The organism is Streptomyces sp. NPDC087859 (assembly GCF_044742595.1).
GTDB lineage: Bacteria > Actinomycetota > Actinomycetes > Streptomycetales > Streptomycetaceae > Streptomyces > Streptomyces canus_F.
The window spans coordinates 43,979-62,516 of record NZ_JBIUUU010000021.1 but is presented as its reverse complement, the minus strand read 5'-3'; the positions used below and the strand labels follow the sequence as shown (position 1 = coordinate 62,516).

At 70.8% G+C, this 18,538-nt stretch carries 18 protein-coding genes; 7 read left to right on the top strand and 11 right to left on the bottom strand.

Annotated features, from left to right (window positions below):
* Window positions 1-92 precede the first annotated feature (92 nt).
* Both ACIOHP_RS39965 and ACIOHP_RS39960 read left to right on the top strand, forming a co-directional pair.
* Entirely contained in the window at window positions 93-1,313 is a 1,221-nt protein-coding gene (locus tag ACIOHP_RS39965; RefSeq protein WP_401895175.1) for a trypsin-like serine peptidase, read from the top strand.
* A 208-nt stretch (window positions 1,314-1,521) separates the two neighbouring features.
* Window positions 1,522-2,724 (top strand): trypsin-like serine peptidase, encoded by a 1,203-nt coding sequence (locus ACIOHP_RS39960; RefSeq protein ID WP_401895173.1) that lies wholly within the window; start codon window positions 1,522-1,524, stop codon window positions 2,722-2,724.
* A 71-nt stretch (window positions 2,725-2,795) separates the two neighbouring features.
* On the opposite strand, the gene hflX is transcribed toward ACIOHP_RS39960, so the two are convergent.
* Together hflX and ACIOHP_RS39950 are read right to left on the bottom strand one after the other, a co-directional pair.
* Window positions 2,796-4,295: a GTPase HflX gene (hflX, locus tag ACIOHP_RS39955; protein ID WP_327719759.1), complete on the bottom strand. Its 1,500-nt coding sequence runs from the start codon at window positions 4,293-4,295 to the stop codon at window positions 2,796-2,798.
* 136 nt (window positions 4,296-4,431) lie between these two features.
* Complete coding sequence (locus ACIOHP_RS39950; RefSeq protein WP_401895170.1) at window positions 4,432-5,925, bottom strand: M1 family metallopeptidase; 1,494 nt, start codon at window positions 5,923-5,925, stop codon at window positions 4,432-4,434.
* Between the two features lie 88 nt (window positions 5,926-6,013).
* Here ACIOHP_RS39950 and ACIOHP_RS39945 point away from each other — a divergent pair, with 88 nt between their 5' ends.
* A complete protein-coding gene (locus tag ACIOHP_RS39945; protein ID WP_401895167.1) occupies window positions 6,014-6,511 on the top strand; it encodes a hypothetical protein in 498 nt (165 codons plus the stop codon).
* A gap of 12 nt (window positions 6,512-6,523) precedes the next feature.
* On the opposite strand, the gene ACIOHP_RS39940 is transcribed toward ACIOHP_RS39945, so the two are convergent.
* From ACIOHP_RS39940 to miaA, 4 genes are all read right to left on the bottom strand, one after another.
* Entirely contained in the window at window positions 6,524-8,641 is a 2,118-nt protein-coding gene (locus ACIOHP_RS39940; protein WP_401895164.1) for a RelA/SpoT family protein, read from the bottom strand.
* A gap of 288 nt (window positions 8,642-8,929) precedes the next feature.
* Entirely contained in the window at window positions 8,930-9,799 is an 870-nt protein-coding gene (gene dapF, locus ACIOHP_RS39935) for a diaminopimelate epimerase (protein ID WP_401895161.1), read from the bottom strand.
* A gap of 99 nt (window positions 9,800-9,898) precedes the next feature.
* Window positions 9,899-10,402, bottom strand: coding sequence for a hypothetical protein (locus tag ACIOHP_RS39930; RefSeq protein WP_361549411.1), 504 nt, complete (start codon window positions 10,400-10,402; stop codon window positions 9,899-9,901).
* Between the two features lie 108 nt (window positions 10,403-10,510).
* Window positions 10,511-11,449, bottom strand: a complete 939-nt coding sequence (gene miaA, locus ACIOHP_RS39925) for a tRNA (adenosine(37)-N6)-dimethylallyltransferase MiaA (RefSeq protein WP_361549329.1) — start codon at window positions 11,447-11,449, stop codon at window positions 10,511-10,513.
* A gap of 182 nt (window positions 11,450-11,631) precedes the next feature.
* Between miaA and ACIOHP_RS39920 the strand changes: the two genes are divergently transcribed.
* On the top strand, window positions 11,632-11,919 hold the full coding sequence (locus ACIOHP_RS39920) for a hypothetical protein (RefSeq protein ID WP_401895158.1): 288 nt from the start codon (window positions 11,632-11,634) through the stop codon (window positions 11,917-11,919).
* A gap of 24 nt (window positions 11,920-11,943) precedes the next feature.
* Window positions 11,944-12,210, top strand: a complete 267-nt coding sequence (locus ACIOHP_RS39915) for an antitoxin (RefSeq protein WP_401895156.1) — start codon at window positions 11,944-11,946, stop codon at window positions 12,208-12,210.
* 104 nt (window positions 12,211-12,314) lie between these two features.
* On the opposite strand, the gene ACIOHP_RS39910 is transcribed toward ACIOHP_RS39915, so the two are convergent.
* The 5 genes from ACIOHP_RS39910 to ACIOHP_RS39890 are packed head-to-tail and all read right to left on the bottom strand — an operon-like array spanning window position 12,315 to window position 16,654.
* The gene (locus tag ACIOHP_RS39910) at window positions 12,315-13,028 is read right to left on the bottom strand and encodes a class III extradiol dioxygenase subunit B-like domain-containing protein (RefSeq protein WP_401895155.1); all 714 of its coding nucleotides are present in this window, start codon (window positions 13,026-13,028) and stop codon (window positions 12,315-12,317) included.
* A gap of 10 nt (window positions 13,029-13,038) precedes the next feature.
* Complete coding sequence (locus ACIOHP_RS39905; RefSeq protein WP_361549337.1) at window positions 13,039-13,329, bottom strand: hypothetical protein; 291 nt, start codon at window positions 13,327-13,329, stop codon at window positions 13,039-13,041.
* 43 nt (window positions 13,330-13,372) lie between these two features.
* Entirely contained in the window at window positions 13,373-14,896 is a 1,524-nt protein-coding gene (gene miaB, locus ACIOHP_RS39900) for a tRNA (N6-isopentenyl adenosine(37)-C2)-methylthiotransferase MiaB (protein WP_361549339.1), read from the bottom strand.
* Between the two features lie 58 nt (window positions 14,897-14,954).
* Entirely contained in the window at window positions 14,955-15,623 is a 669-nt protein-coding gene (locus ACIOHP_RS39895) for a response regulator transcription factor (RefSeq protein ID WP_361483132.1), read from the bottom strand.
* Entirely contained in the window at window positions 15,620-16,654 is a 1,035-nt protein-coding gene (locus ACIOHP_RS39890) for a sensor histidine kinase (protein ID WP_401895150.1), read from the bottom strand. The genes ACIOHP_RS39895 and ACIOHP_RS39890 overlap by 4 nt, the downstream gene beginning before the upstream one ends.
* 86 nt (window positions 16,655-16,740) lie before the next feature.
* Between ACIOHP_RS39890 and ACIOHP_RS39885 the strand changes: the two genes are divergently transcribed.
* Window positions 16,741-17,226, top strand: coding sequence for a cation:proton antiporter regulatory subunit (locus ACIOHP_RS39885; protein WP_401895149.1), 486 nt, complete (start codon window positions 16,741-16,743; stop codon window positions 17,224-17,226).
* A gap of 4 nt (window positions 17,227-17,230) precedes the next feature.
* On the top strand, window positions 17,231-18,484 hold the full coding sequence (locus tag ACIOHP_RS39880) for a cation:proton antiporter (protein WP_401895146.1): 1,254 nt from the start codon (window positions 17,231-17,233) through the stop codon (window positions 18,482-18,484).
* Window positions 18,485-18,538 lie beyond the last annotated feature (54 nt).

Below are 18,538 nucleotides of genomic sequence, written 5' to 3'. Positions count from 1 at the left end.
AGAACGGCACCGGACGGACCAGAGCCGCCGGAGTGCCGCTGTGGGGTCGCGGCCGCAGCGCCTAACTCGTTCACCTCAGGGGGAGTCAGATCATGCGATCCATACGGCCGTTGTCCACCGTCCGCCGGGAAAGGGGGGCGCGCCGCAGAACCTCCCCCGTGCTGGCCGCCGTTGCTCTCGCCTCGGCGCTCGCGCTCACGGCGACCGCCTGCGACTCGGGTGACGCCGAGGCAGGCGGCGAGTCCTCCGCCTCCGCCACGTCCGGCGACGGGAAGATCACCATCCCGGACGACATCAAGGACCGGCTCAAGGAGCACGGTATCGACGTCGACCAGTGGAAGGACGGCGCCTGGAAGGACTGGAGCAAGGACGACTGGCTGCGCGAGGCCGAGGACTACATCAACCCGATCATCGAGGGCCTGTGGGACCCGGACCGGATGCGGGAGGCCGAGGAGCCGGACCAGGAGGTCGACGACAGCGACCTCGACGGTGACCAGGGAGTGACCGACCCGGAGCCCGCGCCGGTGGACGCGAAGGCCGTGTCGCCTACGTATCACGACAGTGTCCCCGAGGCGGGCAAGGTGTTCTTCGACTCCCCCGAAGGACAGATGGTCTGCTCGGCAACGGTCGTGCAGGACCCGGCCAACCCCGGCAAGTCCAACATGGTGTGGACGGCGGGCCACTGTGTCCACGCGGGCAAGAGCGGCGGCTGGTACCGCAACCTCGCGTTCGTGCCGTCGTACAACGACAAGGGCCTGGCCACCGCCGAGTTGGAGAGTGCCGCTCGGGAGCAGGTCGCTCCGTACGGCGTCTGGTGGGCCGACTGGGCGCAGACCTCGGACCAGTGGATCGAGCAGGGCGGTACGACGGGCGGCGACGGAGCCTCGTACGACTTCGCGGTCATTCATGTGACCCCGGAGGAGGGCGGCACGGGCAAGTCGCTGGAGGAGACGGTCGGTTCGGCTCTGCCGGTGGACTTCAAGGCTCCGGCCGCGACGAAGATCCAGAACATGACGGCGACCGGATACCCGGCGGCGGAGCCGTTCGACGGCCAGACGCTGTACCAGTGCCAGGACAAGCCGGGCCGGCTGTCGATCAGTGCCTCGGACCCGACGATGTACCGCATCGGCTGCACCATGACCGGCGGTTCGTCCGGCGGCGGCTGGGTCGCGACCGGTTCCAACGGCAAGCCGGCGCTGGTGTCCAACACCTCGATCGGCCCAGTGACCGCGGGCTGGCTGGCCGGGCCGCGGCTGGGTGAGGTGGCCAAGGGCGTGTACGACTCGGTCAGCGACAAGTTCTCCGGTCAGTGACGACGACGGCGACGGGGCGGTTCACCGGGCCCACCGGCTCACGAAAACCTTCACCGCCCCGTCGCCGTTCGCCCTCAACTCCACGGGCATAGTGGGTTGTCGCGTGACGAGGGGGGGTTCGCGCAGAGCACGGACCCCCCTTGAATGACGCGCCCATGACACCAACGCACTGTGAAACACCAATCGCTCCAACGGGGGTTACCGCACCATGCGTTCCACACGTACGTCCGCGACGCCGAGTCGCAGGCGGCGCACTGCTCTTGCCGTCACCGGTCTCGCCGCCGCCCTGGCGCTGACCGCGACCGCCTGCGAAGGCTCGGACACGGCGAGCGACAAGCCGGGCGCCACGACGTCCCAGGCCGCCGACAGCGGCAACGACAAGGTCCAGATCCCTGCCGACCTCGCCGACAAGCTCAAGAAGCACGGCATCGACGTCGACCAGTGGAAGGACGGCGCCTGGAAGGACTGGGACAAGGACAAGTGGCTCAGTGAGGCCAAGGACTTCGTCAACCCGGTGATCGAGGGCCTCTGGAAGCCGGAGCGGATGAAGTCCGCGAAGGAGGCCAACAAGACGTACTCGACGAAGGACGCGGCGGCCGACCAGGGCGTCAGCGACCCGGACCCGGCGCCCGTCGAGGCCTCGGCCGAGAAGACGCCGTACCACGAGAACGCGGCCCCCGTCGGCAAGATCTTCTTCGACACTCCCGAGGGCTCGGCCGTCTGCTCGGGCACGGTCGTCAAGGACGTGAACCACCCGGGGAAGTCGAACCTGGTGTGGACGGCCGGTCACTGCGTGCACGCGGGCGACGGCGGCGGCTGGTACCGCAACATCATGTTCGTCCCCGCCTACAACGACTACGGCAAGTCCGAGGCGCAGCTGACGAATTCCAACCCCTCCGAGATCTCGCCGTACGGCCAGTGGTGGGCGGACTGGGCGTCGACCTCGAACGAGTGGATCGCGGGCGGCTCGGAGACCGGCGGTGCCGGTGCCGCGTACGACTACTCGGTGCTGCACGTGAAGCCGGAGTCCGGCGCCAAGTCGCTGGAGGAGACGGTCGGAGCCGCGCTGGACGTGGACTTCTCCGCCCCGTCCGCGACCGAGGTCGCCAAGATGGGTGCCTGGGGCTACCCGCAGGCGGCGCCGTACAACGGTCTGAAGATGTTCAAGTGCATCGACCAGCCGGGCCGTCTCTCGCTCAGCACGACGCTGCCGACGATGTACCGCATCGGCTGCACGATGACCGGCGGTTCGTCCGGCGGCGGCTGGTTCCGCGTGGTGGACGGCGAGACCAAGCTGGTCTCGAACACGTCGATCGGCCCGGCCGACAACACCTGGCTGGCCGGTCCGCAGCTGGGCCAGGGGGCCGAGGCGATCTACCAGAGCATGAGCAAGACGTACGGCGGTCAGTGACCGGAACATGCTGAAGGCCCGCCCCCGCGGAGGGGGCGGGCCTTCACGGCGTTCCTGAAGGGCTACGGCCGTCAGGCGACCGGCACCGCGACCGGCACATACGGTGCGAGATCCGCCGCCAGCTCCTCGTGCACCCGGACCTTGAGCAGGGTGCCCTCCGGGGTGTGCTCCTCGGAGATCACCTCGCCCTCGGTGTGGGCGCGGGCGACGAGCTTGCCGAGCGTGTACGGCACGAGCGCCTCGACCTCGACCGACGGCCGCGGCAGCTCGTTGTCGATGAGTGCGAGCAGTTCCTCGATGCCCTGGCCGGTACGGGCCGAGACCGCGATGGAGCGCTTCTCGATCCGCATCAGCCGCTGGAGCGTCAGCGGGTCCGCCGCGTCGGCCTTGTTGATCACGACGATCTCGGGCACGCGGGTGGCGCCCACGTCCGTGATCACCTCGCGCACGGCGGCCAGCTGCTCCTCCGGGTTCGGGTGCGAGCCGTCCACCACGTGCAGGATCAGATCGGACTCGCCGACCTCCTCCATGGTGGAGCGGAACGCCTCGACCAGGTGGTGCGGCAGATGGCGTACGAAGCCGACGGTGTCCGCCAGTGTGTACAGCCGCCCGCTCGGGGTCTCGGCCCGGCGCACGGTCGGGTCGAGGGTCGCGAACAGGGAGTTCTCGACCAGCACGCCCGCGCCCGTGAGGCGGTTGAGCAGCGAGGACTTGCCGGCGTTGGTGTAGCCCGCGATGGCCACGGACGGCACCTTGTTGCGCTTGCGTTCCTGGCGCTTGATCTCGCGGCCGGTCTTCATGTCCGCGATCTCCCGGCGCATCTTCGCCATCTTCTCGCGGATCCGCCGCCGGTCCGTCTCGATCTTGGTCTCACCGGGACCACGGGTGGCGAGGCCGCCGCCCTTGCCGCCGCCCATCTGACGGGACAGCGACTGACCCCAGCCGCGCAGTCGCGGCAGCATGTACTGCATCTGCGCGAGCGCGACCTGCGCCTTGCCCTCTCGGGACTTAGCGTGCTGGGCGAAGATGTCGAGGATCAGGGCCGTACGGTCGATGACCTTGACCTTGACGACGTCTTCGAGGTGGATGAGCTGGCCCGGACTGAGCTCACCGTCGCAGATGACGGTGTCGGCGCCGGTCTCCAGGACGATGTCCCTGAGCTCGGTGGCCTTGCCGGATCCGATGTAGGTGGCCGCGTCGGGCTTGTCTCGGCGCTGGATCACGCCGTCGAGCACGAGTGCGCCCGCGGTCTCCGCGAGGGCGGCGAGCTCCGCGAGGGAGTTCTCCGAGTCCTGTGCGGTCCCCGAGGTCCAGACGCCGACGAGTACGACCCGCTCCAGGCGGAGCTGGCGGTACTCGACCTCGGTGACGTCCTCGAGCTCGGTGGAGAGGCCTGCCACGCGGCGCAGGGCCGCGCGCTCGGAGCGGTCGAACTGGTCGCCGTCCCGCTCTCCGTCGATCTCGTGGCTCCAGGCGACGTCCTCTTCCATCAGGGCATCGGCCCGAAGACCTTCGGGGTGTGAGTGCGCGAAGCGCTGCGAGTCCTGGGAAGGGGATGAAGAGGAGGTCATTGGGTCCTTACGTCGTTGGGGTGCCGGTTCGGCGACCGTCACTGGTGACAACGCACGAGTACCCCGGGAGATTCCCGTGTCCCGTGCCGCGCCGACCTGAAGATGGTCGCACGGCACGGCCCGTCTCGTCATCGCCTTATTTCGCGGCCTTCCCCTTGGCCGCCTTCGGGATCGCCACCGACTTCCAGTCCGGGTGGCCCGGCATCGGCGGGGTCTTCTCGCCGTAGAGCCAGTCCTGGAAGAAGCCCCCCAGGTCGCGGCGCGAGATCTCCTCTGCGAGCGCGACGAAGTCGGCGGTCGTGGCGACGCCGTCCTCGTGACGGCTCACCCAGGCCCGCTCCAGACCCTGGAAGGCCGGCCGGCCGATCTCCTCGCGCAGGGCGTAGAGCACCAGCGCGGCGCCGTCGTAGACGTTGGGACGGAAGATGCTGATCTTCTGACCGGGATTCGGCGCCTTGGGCGCGGCCGGTGGTCCGCCCGCGGCGCGCCAGCGGTCGGAGGCGCCGTACGCGGCCTTCATCCGCGTCTCCATGGGCTTGTCGGCCTTCTCCTCGGCGTACAGGGCCTCGTACCAGGTGGCGTGTCCCTCGTTGAGCCACAGGTCGGACCAGTTTCGGGGGCTGACGCTGTCGCCGAACCACTGGTGGGCGAGCTCGTGCACCATGATCGACTCGACGTACCACTTCGGGTAGGCGGGCTCGGTGAACAGGTCTCTCTCGAAGAGAGAGAGGGTCTGCGTCTCGAGTTCGAAGCCGGTGTCGGCGTCGGCCATGAGCAGGCCGTACGTCTCGAAGGGGTAGCGGCCGACCTTGCTCTCCATCCAGGAGATCTGGTCGGGGGTCTTCTCCAGCCAGGGTTCGAGCGCCTCGCGGTGCTTGGTGGGCACGACGTCACGGACCGGCAGTCCGTGCGGGCCGGTGCGGTGCAGCACGGTGGAGCGGCCGATGGACACCTGGGTGAGCTCGGTGGCCATGGGGTGCTGGGTGCGGTACGTCCACGTGGTCTCCCCGGCGACCCGGTCCACGCCGGCCGGCAGGCCGTTCGCGACGGCGGTGTAGCCGTCGGGCGCGGTGACTCGGATGGTGAACATCGCCTTGTCGGAGGGGTGGTCGTTGCACGGAAACACCAGATGGGCGGCGTCGGCCTGGTTGGCCATGGCGAGGCCGTCCGTGGTCCGCACCCAGCCGCCGTCGCGGCCCTCGGCGGACACGGGATCGCTGGTGTGCCGCACGGTGATCCGCATCCAACTGCCGCCGGGCAGCGGTTCCCCGGGCGTGACCACCAGGTCCTCGCCGGCGCCGGTGAACGCGGCGGGCTCGCCGTCCACCTCGACCGAATCGACCTTGCCGTGGGCGAAGTCGAGGTTAATGCGGTCCAGTTCGGTGGTCGTCCAGGCGTCGATCGTGGTGACGGCCTTCAGCGGCTTGCTGTTGGAGCCGGGATAGGTGAAGGAGAGGTCGTACGACGCCACGTCGTACCCGGGGTTGCCCAGGTGCGGGAAGAGGCGGTCGCCGACGCCCAGCGGGGCGGCGGGCGCGCTCGCGGCGACGAGACAGACGGCGACGGCGGAGGCGAGCAGCGCGGCCGCCTTCAGCCGGCGAGGGCTCCTGGCGTGGGGGGTGAGCAGCATGCACCACGGCTACCAGCGCGCGCGTGCCGCACGGCGGCGACTCGCGCCCGGCCCACCCGAACGGGTAACGGCCTGGTTGGATGCGGACATGGACGTGAACGAGGAGTCCGGACTCACGAAGGCGGTCTGGAGCGACGCCGATTTCGAGCACATGGGGTGGCACGACGTCACCGTGCACGGCATGTACGTACAGCGGACCGATGACGTGCTGCCGCGCCTGCTGTTCGATCTCGACTACGTCACCCGCTGGGTCCATCCGGTCCCGCCCAAGACGCACTTCAGCTTCTGGATCGCGCCGTCGACGCTCGTCTTCGACGACGTCTGGGATCTCGAAGGGGATCTCGACTTCAAAGGGCTGGGCGTGGACCTGGAGCTCGACGCGCTGCACCGGCTGACGCCCGAGGACGACCGGCCCGGGTGGAGTGACGCGCCGCTGTGGCACCTGGAGGGACACGCGTTCGACCTCAGGTTCCGCGCCCCCGGCTTCCGCCAGTACGTCCGGCAACCGCCCCGGCTCTCGCCCCGTCTCGTCCTGGGTCACGCCGAGCGTGGCGGCTGCTCCTTCGCCGAGACGGCGTTCGAGTAGGGCGAGCGCCCGTCACACACCTGTCGTCTGCGCCCTGCTCACGTCGTACACACCCGGGACGTTCCGCATCGCCCGCATGAGCGCGGGCAGCAGTGCCGCGTCCGGGAGGTCGACCGTGTAGGTGTGGCGGACGCGCTGCTGGGTGGGGGGTTCGACGGTCGCCGAGACGATCTCGGCGCCTTCGTGTGCCATGGCCTCGGTGAGGTCGGCGAGCAGATGAGGGCGGCCGAACGATTCGGCGAACAGCGTGACCCGGCACGCGGTGGTGTCGCCCCAGCGCACATCGACCTCCGCGCGCTTCGCGTCCTTCATACGCGCCACCGCGGCGCATCCCACGCGGTGCACGGTGACCACTCCCCCGCGCACGGCGAACCCGGTGATGTCGTCGGGCGGTACGGGCGTGCAGCACCCGGCCAGCCGTACGGTCGCGCCGGGCAGGTCGACGAGGACGTCGGCGGTGCCGGGGCGGGCGGCCGGACCGTCCGCGACCGGCGCTTCGGCGGCGGAGCGCGGGGCCGGCTCGCGCTCCTCGGCCTCGTGCGGCTCCTCCTGCGAGGGATGCGTCGCGATCCAGCGCTGGATGGCGATCCGCGCGGCGGGCGTGTGCGCGTGCTCCAGCCACTCCCTGGAGGGCTCGGAGGCCGGGTCCTGGCCCATGAGCAGCTGGACGGTGTCCCCGTCCCGCAGAACGGTGCTGAGCGTCGCCAGCCTGCCGTTGACGCGGGCGCCGATGCACGCGTGCGCGTCCTCGCCGTACTGCTCGTAGGCGGCGTCCACACAGGTCGCCCCCTCGGGGAGGCCGAGTGTGCCGCCGTCGGGCCGGAAGACGGTGATCTCGCGGTCCTGGGCGAGGTCCTCGCGCAGGGTGGACCAGAAGGTGTCGGGGTCGGGTGCGGCCTCCTGCCAGTCGAGGAGGCGGGAGAGCCAGCCGGGGCGTGTGGGGTCCTCGCGCTCGCCGTCCACGGACTCCTCCGAGGGAGGAGCGTAGGGATTGGCGAGCGCGACGACGCCGGCCTCGGCGACCTTGTGCATCTGGTGGGTGCGGATGAGGACTTCGGCGACCTGGCCGTCACCGCGGGCGACGGCGGTGTGCAGCGACTGGTACAGGTTGAACTTCGGTACGGCGATGAAGTCCTTGAACTCCGAGACGACGGGCGTCAGACAGGTGTGCAGCTCGCCGAGCACGCCGTAGCAGTCGGCGTCCTCGTTGACCAGCACCAGCAGTCGGCCGAAGTCGGCGCCGCGCAGCCGGCCGCGCTTGCGGGACACCCGGTGCACGGAGACGAAGTGCCGGGGCCGGATGACGACTTCGGCCTGGATGTCCGCGTCGCGCAGGACGCCGCGGACCTCGTCGGCGATCTCCGCGAGGGGGTCGTCCGCGCGGGAAGCGTTGTCGACGATCAGCTCCCGTGTGTGCTCGTACTCCTCGGGGTGCAGGATCGCGAAGACCAGGTCTTCCAGTTCGGTCTTGAGCGCCTGCACGCCGAGCCGTTCGGCGAGCGGGATGAGGACGTCGCGGGTGACTTTGGCGATGCGCTCCTGCTTCTCGGGGCGCATCACGCCGAGGGTGCGCATGTTGTGCAGCCGGTCGGCGAGTTTGATCGACATCACACGGACGTCGTTGCCGGTGGCGACGAGCATCTTGCGGAAGGTCTCGGGCTCGGCGGCGGCGCCGTAGTCGACCTTCTCCAGCTTCGTCACACCGTCGACGAGGAAGCGGACCTCCTCGCCGAACTGCTCCCGTACCTGATCGAGGGTCACATCGGTGTCCTCGACGGTGTCGTGGAGGAGGGACGCCGTCAAAGTCGTGGTCTCGGCGCCGAGTTCGGCGAGGATCAGGGTCACGGCGAGCGGATGTGTGATGTACGGCTCACCGCTCTTGCGCATCTGGCCGCGGTGCGAGGACTCGGCCAGGACATAGGCGCGGCGCAGGATGTCGCGGTCGGCGTCGGGGTGGTGGGCCCGGTGGGCCTCGACGACGTGGCTGATGGCGTCGGGCAGCCGGTCGCGGGTCGCGGGGCCGAGCAGGGCGGCGCGGCCCAGACGGCGCAGGTCGATCCGCGCCCGCCAGCGCGCCGCAGGTCCTGTTACCGGACCTGGGGTCGCGGGGTTCGTGGCCTCCGCACTCATGGGCACCTCCGGCTGCGTCAACCGGCGGACGGGGTGCCCCAGGGCGGACACGGCTCAGGGGATGGCATCGGTCCCCCGTCCGGGCCGGTGCTTGATGCTACCGAGCCCACCACGTGCGACTGACCGCCTCTCGTCGAGCGTGAAACGGATCACCCATTCGAGCGACGATTCCGAGGTTTACGATTTCGCGCCAGCTGACCGGTGATCGTCCGTCGATTCAAACCGCTCCAGCTGCCTGGAGCTGCGGATCCCAGCGACCGGGGGCGCCGGACCCCATGATTCACGCGCTCAGCGGACCGCGCTTTCCAGCCATTCCGGTTCGATCTCCCCCTCGGCGACGATCACCGCGGGGCCGGTCATCTCGATCTCCCCGTCCGGCCGCTCGGTGATCACGAGGGTGCCGCCGGGCACATCGACGGTGTACGTCACCGGGGTCCCGGTCACGGCCGGGTCGGCGCCGTCCCTGCGGGCGGTGGCCACGGCGACGGCGCACGCGCCCGTGCCGCAGGACCGGGTCTCGCCGGAGCCGCGCTCATGCACGCGCAGGGCGACGTGACGCGGACCTCGGTCGACGACGAACTCCACGTTGACCCCGTCCGGGTAGGCGGCGGCCGGGCTGAAGGGCGGCGGGGTGTACAGGTCGCCCGCGTGGGCGAGGTCGTCCACGAAGGCCACGGCGTGCGGGTTGCCCATGTTCACGTTCCGCGCGGGCCAGCTGCGCTCGCCGACACTCACGGTGACGTCCCCTTCGGGGAGCCGGGCCGTGCCCATGCCGACGGTGACGTCACCGTCCTTCGCGAGATGCACGGCCTTCACACCCCCGCGCGTGGCCACGGCCAGGTCGCCCTCGGTGATGTGCCCGGCGTGCTGGAGGTAGCGCGCGAAGACGCGTACGCCGTTGCCGCACATCTCCGCGACGGAGCCGTCGCCGTTGCGGTAGTCCATGAACCACTCCGCCTCGGCTGCCATGTCCCGTGCCTCCGGGTGGGCGGCGGATCGCACCACGTGCAGCAGGCCGTCACCGCCGATGCCGGCGCGGCGGTCGCACAGGGCGGCGACGGCGGCCGGGGGGAGGTCGATGGCGTTCTCGGGGTCCGGGACGATCACGAAGTCGTTCTCGGTGCCGTGACCCTTGAGGAAGGCGATCCGCGTGCTCATTCCTCGATCGTACGGGGTGGGTACGACACCCGGTCACGGACAGCCGTACGACGTCTCCACGCGTACGTGGTCGTACGTCACGCCACGCGCGCGTGGAGGTCAGCGCAGCCGGGCCACGCGGAACACGGCCAGCGCGATCACCGCGGCCACGACCACGACGTACAGCAGCACCACGCGCCAGTCGGGACGCCGCCCTGAGCCCCGCTGCGGCAGCCCGGGCCACGTGTAACCCACCCGGCGGGCGGCCATCATGCCCCACCCCGCCGCACAGGAGCAGATCAGCAGGCCCAGCATGGCGATCACGGCCCCGCTGTCGCCGAAGTCGAAGGCCAGCGGGAAGGCGAACATCAGGGAGCCGACCGCGGCCAGGGTGACGATGGGCGCGAGCTGCCAGATGCGCATCCGGCGCTGCGGGCGCAGCTCGACCTCGACCTCCGGGCCGCCCGCGAACATCTCCTCGGGCTCGGGACCGTCGGCGGTCACACCGCCCTGCGTGTCGTCGGGCCCGTCGGGGCTCAGACGGTCGCCGTCCTGCTCCGCTTCACCGTCGTCGACGGTGAGGGGCTCGGTGCCTTGTGCGGTGTCGCGAGGGCCGGCCTCCATCGCCACGCGCCCTCCCAACTCGGACTCCACTTGGTCGATCGAAGCTCGATGATGGCACGGCGCCGGAGGGCCGGATGACGGCCTGAGCGTCCCGATGCCATGACGTGATCAGGCTGTGACCGGTCGTTCGACCAACGCCAGCGCGAGCTGCGGAAGTTCTGTGAGATCCGCCGCAGCCCCACTCAACCAGTGCACCCGCGGATCGCGCCTGAACCACGAATCCTGGCGGCGCGCGAAGCGCTTCGTGGCACGGACGGTCTCGTCCCGCGCTTCCTCGAGCGTGCACTCCCCGGCGAGCGCCGCGAGCACCTGCTGGTACCCGAGCGCGCGCGATGCAGTACGCCCCTCGCGCAACCCGTGCGCCTCCAGCTCCCGCACCTCGTCCACCAGGCCGGCGTCCCACATCCGGTCGACCCGGCGCGCGATGCGCTCGTGGAGCTCGGGGCGCGCGACGTCGACGCCGATCTGGAGGGTGTCGTAGACCGAGTCGTGGCCGGGGAGGTTGGCGGTGAAGGGCTTGCCGGTGATCTCGATGACCTCCAGGGCCCGGACGATGCGGCGGCCGTTGCTGGGCAGGATCGCCTGGCCGGCCTCGGGGTCGGCGGCGGCCAGGCGGGCGTGCAGCGCGCCGGAGCCGCGGAGTGTGAGCTCCTCCTCGAGCCGGGCCCTGACCTCGGGGTCGGTGCCGGGGAACTCGAGGTTGTCGACGGCGCCACGGACGTACAGGCCGGAGCCGCCGACCAGGATCGGCCAGCGTCCCTCGGCGAGCAGCGCGTCGATGCGCTCGCGCGCGAGTCGCTGGTACTCGGCGACGGAGGCGGTGACGGTCACGTCCCAGATGTCCAGGAGGTGGTGCGGAACGTCGTCGCGCTCCTCCGGCGTCAGTTTCGCGGTGCCGATGTCCATCCCTCGGTAGAGCTGCATGGAGTCGGCGTTGACGACCTCGCCTCCGAGACGTCGGGCCAGGAAAACGCCCAGATCGGACTTTCCGGCCGCGGTCGGTCCGACGACGGCGATGACGCGGGGGGCGGGGGGTGCACTGCTCACCGCCCCAGTCTCGCAAACGTCAGGGCGTGGTCTCGAACGAGTTACGTGACGGCACGCGCGCGGGGTCGTTGCCTGTTGCGAGGTTTTCGCCGCCGGTTTCGAGAGGCGGCGCCCCGGGCGACGCAAACGGACGCACCGGGCAACGCGGGATTTCCCCCGCACGAGTAGCGTATGGAGTGGATATGGGCGTTTTCGCACGACTTCTCCGGAGGTCAAAGGCTGCGGAGGAGGCGTCAACCGCCGAGGCAGAGGCCGCCACACCGACGGCCGAACCCGAGGCGGAGAAGGCGGCAGAGGCGAAGGAGCCGGCCGAGGCGGACGCCACGGCCGGGACCGACGCCGGGGACACGGCAGAGCCGACGGCGACGGAGGCCGTCGAGGCCGGTGCCGCCGAAGGCGTCGACATCCCCAAGCAGCAGTCCGCCGAGGCGGCGGCCGACAGCGAGGCCGGCGAGGGCGCCCGCACGTAACTGCCCCGCGCGGGAAGGTGAACGATGGGTCTCCTGGACAATTTGAAAGCCAAGCTCAGCCCGGCCAAGGACAAGGTCTCCGGCCTCGCACAACAGCACGGGGACAAGGTCCACCACGGTCTCGACAAGGCCGCGAAGGTCGTCGACGAGAAGACCAAGGGCAAGTACAGCGCCAAGATCCAGACAGGCACGGGCAAGGCCAAGCACGCCATGGACCGACTCGCACACAAGGACGACGGCACGGGTGGCGGCACGACCACGCCCCCCTCCACACCGCCGCCTGCTTCCTGAACGGCACACCGACGGACGGCCGCGGGGCATGACGCCTGGCGGCCGTCCGCCGTTTCACACAGCCCGCACCGGCGCCACCACCGGGCCGGTCACGACCAGGCCCGTCACGACCAGGTCGCGACCACGTACCCCACGCCGTACGGCGCGTCGTCGTACAGCAGCCGGCCATCGAGGCCCGCCCCTTCGGCGGCGCCCGCGAGGACCTGCCAGGGGGCCCGCCCGGACACCTTGAGCTCGTACGCCAGCTCGGCGTCCAGTGCTTCGAGGGCCGCCACGTCCGCCGCCCCCAGCGCACGCGCGACCTCCGCGTCGAAGGGCGCCGCGCGCTCGTCGAGGTAGCCGGGTGACTTGAGCGTGCGGCAGGCGCTGGCGTCTCCCATCACCAGCAGCGCCACGCGCTCGGCTCGCGCGGCGATTTCCCTCCCGGTCTCGATACACCGCTCGGCGGCCAGAGGTTCCCCCACGCCGAGTCCCTCGATCGGGGCGTCCGCCCAACCGGTGCGTTCCAGCAGCCACGCGGCCACGGCGAGGGAGGGCGGAAGCGCACGACCGGACGCCGCGCCCTTGTCCGCGCCGAGCCTGACGTCGAGCTCCACTCCGAAGCCGCGGAAGGACCCCGCCGTGCCCTCCGGATGCGTACCACGCCCGCTCTGCTCGGCGGGTCCGAGGACCACCAGCAGATCGGGCCGGGCGGCGGCGAGCACCCCGAGCGCGTCCGTGCACGCGGTCCGGGCCGCGTCCAGCTCGGGCGCGGCGCCCGCGGCGACCTCGGGCACGAGGAGCGGCGGACAGGGGCAGACGGCGGCGGCGACAAGCATGATCGGCAGCCTACTGCCAGGGGTTCGGCTCGGTATCGGTGCTCCACGCCAGTTCGGCCAGGCGGTACAGCACGTGATGCTTGGAGATCTTGCCTTCGACGGTGACGAAGTACGCGTCCCCGTCACCGATCCGGTAGACCTGTCGGCTCTTCTGCCGCAGCCCGGTCCGTGGCCGGTGCGTACAGGCGATCTCGTACAGCCTCGCGCGAGCCCGTTCGAGGGTGTCCTCGATGTGCTCCACCTCATCGAGGGAGTACGACTCCCCGTAGCCGGCCTGCACCACGACCACCCAGCGCGCCATGGCCCGCCCCCGTCCCTCGTCGGACGACGAGTATGGCGTGCGCTCAGTCGACGGCACAGCCTCCGGTGACCGCGGGCAGCGGTTCCGGAACGCCGATCTTCGGCAGCCCCAGCAGCACGCCCGCCGGCTTCGCCGCCTCGGTGGCGTTCCGCTTCTCCCAGGCGTCGCCCGCGCGCGTGCGGCGGACCTTCAGGACCTCGCCCTCGGCGAGGAGGTGGTGCGGGGCGGCGTAGGTGATCTCGACCGTGACGACGTCGCCGGGGCGGACCTCGTCGTCCGGCTTGGTGAAGTGGACCAGGCGGTTGTCGGGGGCACGGCCGGAGAGGCGGTGGGTGGTGCCGTCCTTGCGGCCCTCGCCCTCGGCGACCATGAGGTCGAGGGTGCGGCCGACCTGCTTCTTGTTCTCCTCCCAGGAGATCTCCTCCTGGAGGGCGACGAGACGCTCGTAGCGCGCCTGCACGACCTCCTTGGGGATCTGCCCGTCCATGGTCGCCGCGGGGGTCCCGGGGCGCTTGGAGTACTGGAAGGTGAAGGCGTTCGTGAAGCGGGCCTCGCGGACCGCGTGCATGGTCTGCTCGAAGTCCTCCTCGGTCTCGCCGGGGAAGCCGACGATGATGTCGGTCGAGATCGCGGCGTCCGGCATGGCGGCCCGCACCTTCTCGATGATCCCGAGGAAACGCTCCTGCCGGTACGAGCGGCGCATCGCCTTGAGGATCGTGTCCGAGCCGGACTGCATCGGCATGTGGAGCTGGGGCATCACGTTCGGCGTCTCGGCCATGGCCGCGATCACGTCGTCGGTGAAGTCGCGCGGGTGCGGGGACGTGAAGCGCACGCGCTCCAGGCCCTCGATCTTCCCGCAGGCCCGCAGCAGCTTGCTGAACGCCTCGCGGTCGCCGATGTCGGAGCCGTACGCGTTGACGTTCTGCCCGAGCAGGGTGATCTCGGAGACGCCCTCGCCGACCAGGGCCTCGATCTCGGCGAGGATGTCGCCGGTGCGGCGGTCCTTCTCCTTGCCGCGCAGCGCGGGGACGATGCAGAAGGTGCAGGTGTTGTTGCAGCCGACGGAGATCGACACCCACGCCGCGTACGCGCTCTCGCGCCGGGTGGGCAGCGTGGACGGGAACGCCTCGAGGGACTCGGCGATCTCGACCTGCGCCTCCTCCTGAACGCGCGCGCGTTCCAGCAGCACGGGCAGCTTGCCGATGTTGTGCGTGCCGAAGACGACGTCCACCCAGGGCGCCTTCTTCACGATGGTGTCGCGGTCCTTCTGCGCCAGACAGCCGCCGACCGCGATCTGCATCCCGGGGCGCTTGGTCTTCATGGGGGCGAGGCGGCCGAGGTTGCCGTACAGCCGGTTGTCGGCGTTCTCGCGCACCGCGCAGGTGTTGAAGACGACGACGTCCGCGTCGCCGTCGGAACCCTCCGGCGCCTTCACGTAACCGGCGTCTTCGAGCAGCCCGGACAATCGCTCGGAATCGTGGACGTTCATCTGGCACCCGTAGGTGCGTACTTCGTAGGTCTTGGAAGAGGAGACGTCCACTGCCTGGCTCCGGTCGATGCTGCTCATGCGACAAGGGTAGGCGGTGCCGGAAGCGGCTCCGGTCGCCCTGTGGACAACCGGGGGCTCAGGGCTCGATCAGCCCGGCTCGTATCGCGTACCGCGTGAGCTCCAGGCGGTCCCGCATGCCCAGCTTCTGGAGCAGGTTCGCCCGATGCCGTTCGACCGTCTTCGCGCTGATGAACAGCATCTCGCCGATCTCCTTGGACGTGTGCCCCTCGGCGACGAGCTTGAGGATCTCCTCCTCGCGTTCGGTGACGGCCCGCTCGGGCAGGGAGTCGCCGCGATGGAGGCGGTCCAGGTAGGAGCGGACGAGGGCGCGCTCGGCGCCCGGGTAGACGAACGGCCGGTCGCGGACGGCCGCGCGGCATGCCTCGACCAGATCGCGGTCGGCGACGGACTTGAGGACGTAGCCGCTGGCCCCGGCCTTGAGGGCCTCGAAGAAGTACTGCTCGTTGTCGTACATGGTCAGGATGAGAATGCGCAGGTCGGGCAGGCGGCGGGAGAGCTCGCGGGCCGCCTGGAGGCCCGTCATCCGGGGCATGGCGATGTCCAGGACGGCCAGATCGACGTCACGCGCGCGTGCGAGCTCGACCGCCTCCGCCCCGTCGCCGGCCTCGGCGACGACCGTGAGATCGTCCTCGCCGTCGAGGATGAGACGGACTCCGCGTCGTACGAGGGTGTGGTCGTCGGCGAGCAGTACGCGGACCGGGGTGCGGGGTGCCCGGGGAGTCATCGGTGGCCTCCGACGCGCAGGCGTACGTCCGTGCCCCCGCCGGGCGCCCCGGCGAGCGTGAGCTCCGCTCCTATCAGCAGCGCCCGCTCGCGCATGCCCCGTATCCCCGCCCCTTCCGCGGCCTCGCCCAGGCCCCTGCCGTTGTCGCGGACGAGCAGCTCGACACCGCCGTCGATCTGCCGGAGGCGGACCTCGGCGTGGTCGGCGGCGGCGTGCCGGGCGGTGTTGGTGAGGCCCTCCTGGGCCACCCGGTAGAGCACGAGTTCCGACTCCTCGGTCAGGGGCGGCAGTCCGCCGGGGACGTGGTGGCGCACGGTCAGACCATGGGCGCTGAACTCACCGGCGAGCGAGCGCAGGGCACTGGCCAGGCCGAGTTCCTCCAGGACGCCGGGGCGCAGCCGACGGGCGATGAAACGGATCTCGTCGAGCCCCGCGCGCGTGGCCTCCTGGGCCTGGGCCACCTCCTCGCGCAGTTCCTCGGGCGCCCGGTCGGCGACCCTCTTGAGCTGGAGGAGGACGGCGGTCAGGGTCTGACCGACCTCGTCGTGCAGCTCACGCGCGATCCGGTGGCGCTCCCGCTCCTGCGCGGACAGGGCCCGGCCCGCCCCGGCGGCGCGCTCGGCCTCCAGCCGGTCGAGCATCGTGTTGTACGTCGTGATGAGCTCGGCCGCTTCGGCGGGACCGGCGACATCCGCGCGGGCGCCGGGCCGCAGCAGGTCGGCGGTGGACATGGCCCGGCCGAGCCGCTTGAGCGGGGCGAGGCCCACCCGCAGGACCAGGGCGTTGGCGACCAGCAGCAGGGCGAGCCCGACGAGGACGACCAGCGCCTCGGCCTGTCTGATCGGGGTCGACACGGTGACCGGGCCCAGCAGCAGCGCGGCGGCCACGACCAGGCCGGCGGCGTTGAGCGAGAAGATCCGCCAGAACAGTGACACGTGCGTGTTCTCGCCCTCCTCGCCCCTGTCGCATGGCCCTTCCGTGACCAGCTTCGCCGCCCGGCGCCGGTCGCGCATATCCGTGGCAACACCCATGTCGCCACGGTACGGGCCGATGGCAGCATGCGGACTCGGCACTCACGATCACGCTTGGTACCTAGGCCCAGCACAAGAGGAGAAACGTGTCTGCACCGCGCCTGAAGGCGACGCCGCTGCCGGGGATCGGGGTCCAGTACGACCTCGTGACGCGCGAACACCGCCATCTGTCCGTGGTGGCGCACCGCGACGGTGCCCGGACGGTGAGCCTGTACCGGGCCGACGACCCCGACTCCTGTGCCCAGTCGCTGCGGCTGACCGGTGCGGAGGCGGGCTCGTTGATCGACGCGCTGATGCCGTCCCACCACAGCGCGAGCCTGCTCTACACCACGGATCTGGGGCTGGTCGCCGAGCGGATCGAGGTGGCCGCGACCTCGCGCTGGAACGGACGGGTGCTGGGCGAGACCCGGATGCGCACGGACACGGGCGCCTCCATCGTGGCGGTGCTGCGCCGGGCCGAGGCGATTCCCTCGCCGGCGCCGGACTTCCGGCTGGTGGGCGGGGACACGCTGATCGTCGTCGGTACGCGTGAGGGCGTCGACGCCGCCGCGGCGATACTCGGGCGGGAGTGAACCGGTGCACTCCGCGGTCCTGCTCATCGAGTTCGGTTCCATCATTCTCGGCCTCGGCCTGCTCGGCCGGTTCGCCGCCAGGTTCCGGCTCTCCCCCATCCCGCTCTACCTCCTCGCCGGTCTCGCCTTCGGGGAGGGCGGGCTGCTGCCGCTGGGCGCGAGCGAGGAGTTCGTCTCCATCGGCGCCGAGATCGGCGTCATCCTGCTGTTGCTGATGCTCGGCCTGGAGTACTCGGCGGGCGATCTCGTCACCAACCTCAAGGCGCACTATCCGTCCGGGCTGGTCGACTGTGCGCTGAACGCCGTACCGGGTGCGGCGGCCGCGCTGCTGCTGGGCTGGGGGCCGGTGGCCGCCGTGGTCCTCGCGGGCGTCACCTGGATCTCGTCGTCCGGCGTCATCGCGAAGGTGCTCGGCGATCTGGGCCGGGTGGGCAACCGGGAGACGCCGGTGATCCTCAGCGTGCTGGTCCTGGAGGATCTGGCGATGGCGGTGTACCTGCCGATCGTCACCGCGCTGGTGGCCGGGGCCGGACTGTTGGCCGGGAGCGTGACGCTGGCCATCGCGCTGGGAGCGGCGGGACTCGTGCTGTTCGTGGCGGTGCGCTACGGGCGGCTGATCTCACGGTTCGTGTCGAGCGACGATCCGGAGAAGCTGCTCCTCGTGGTGCTGGGGCTGACGATCCTGGTCGCGGGCGTGGCCCAGCAGCTGCAGGTGTCGGCGGCGGTCGGCGCCTTCCTGGTCGGCATCGCGCTGTCCGGGGAGGTCGCGGAGGGGGCGCACACGCTGCTGAGCCCGCTGCGGGACTTGTTCGCGGCGGTCTTCTTCGTCTTCTTCGGCCTGCACACCGATCCGGCGAGCATCCCGCCCGTACTGCTGCCCGCCCTGGCGCTGGCCGTGCTCACCGCGGCGACGAAGATCGCCACGGGCTACTGGGCCGCCCGGCGCGCGGGGATCTCCGTCAAGGGCCGCTGGCGTACGGGCGGCGCACTGGTCGCCCGCGGCGAGTTCTCGATCGTCATCGCCGGCCTCGCGGTGAGCGCCGGCATCGAACCGTCACTGGGCCCGCTGGCCACGGCGTACGTCCTGATCCTGGTCGTCCTGGGCCCGCTGACCGCGCGCTACACGGAACCGCTGGCGTCCTGGTGGACACGACGCTCCGGGGAGCGTCGGACGGTACGGGAGGACACGTCGACGGTGACGGAGGCATCGGTGGCGGAAGCATCCGTGGCGGACGGAGGGACGGCGTCGGGTGCGTGACACCAGCACCATGTCGGGTGCGTGGCATCGGCCCATCCGCCCGACAAGCCTCCG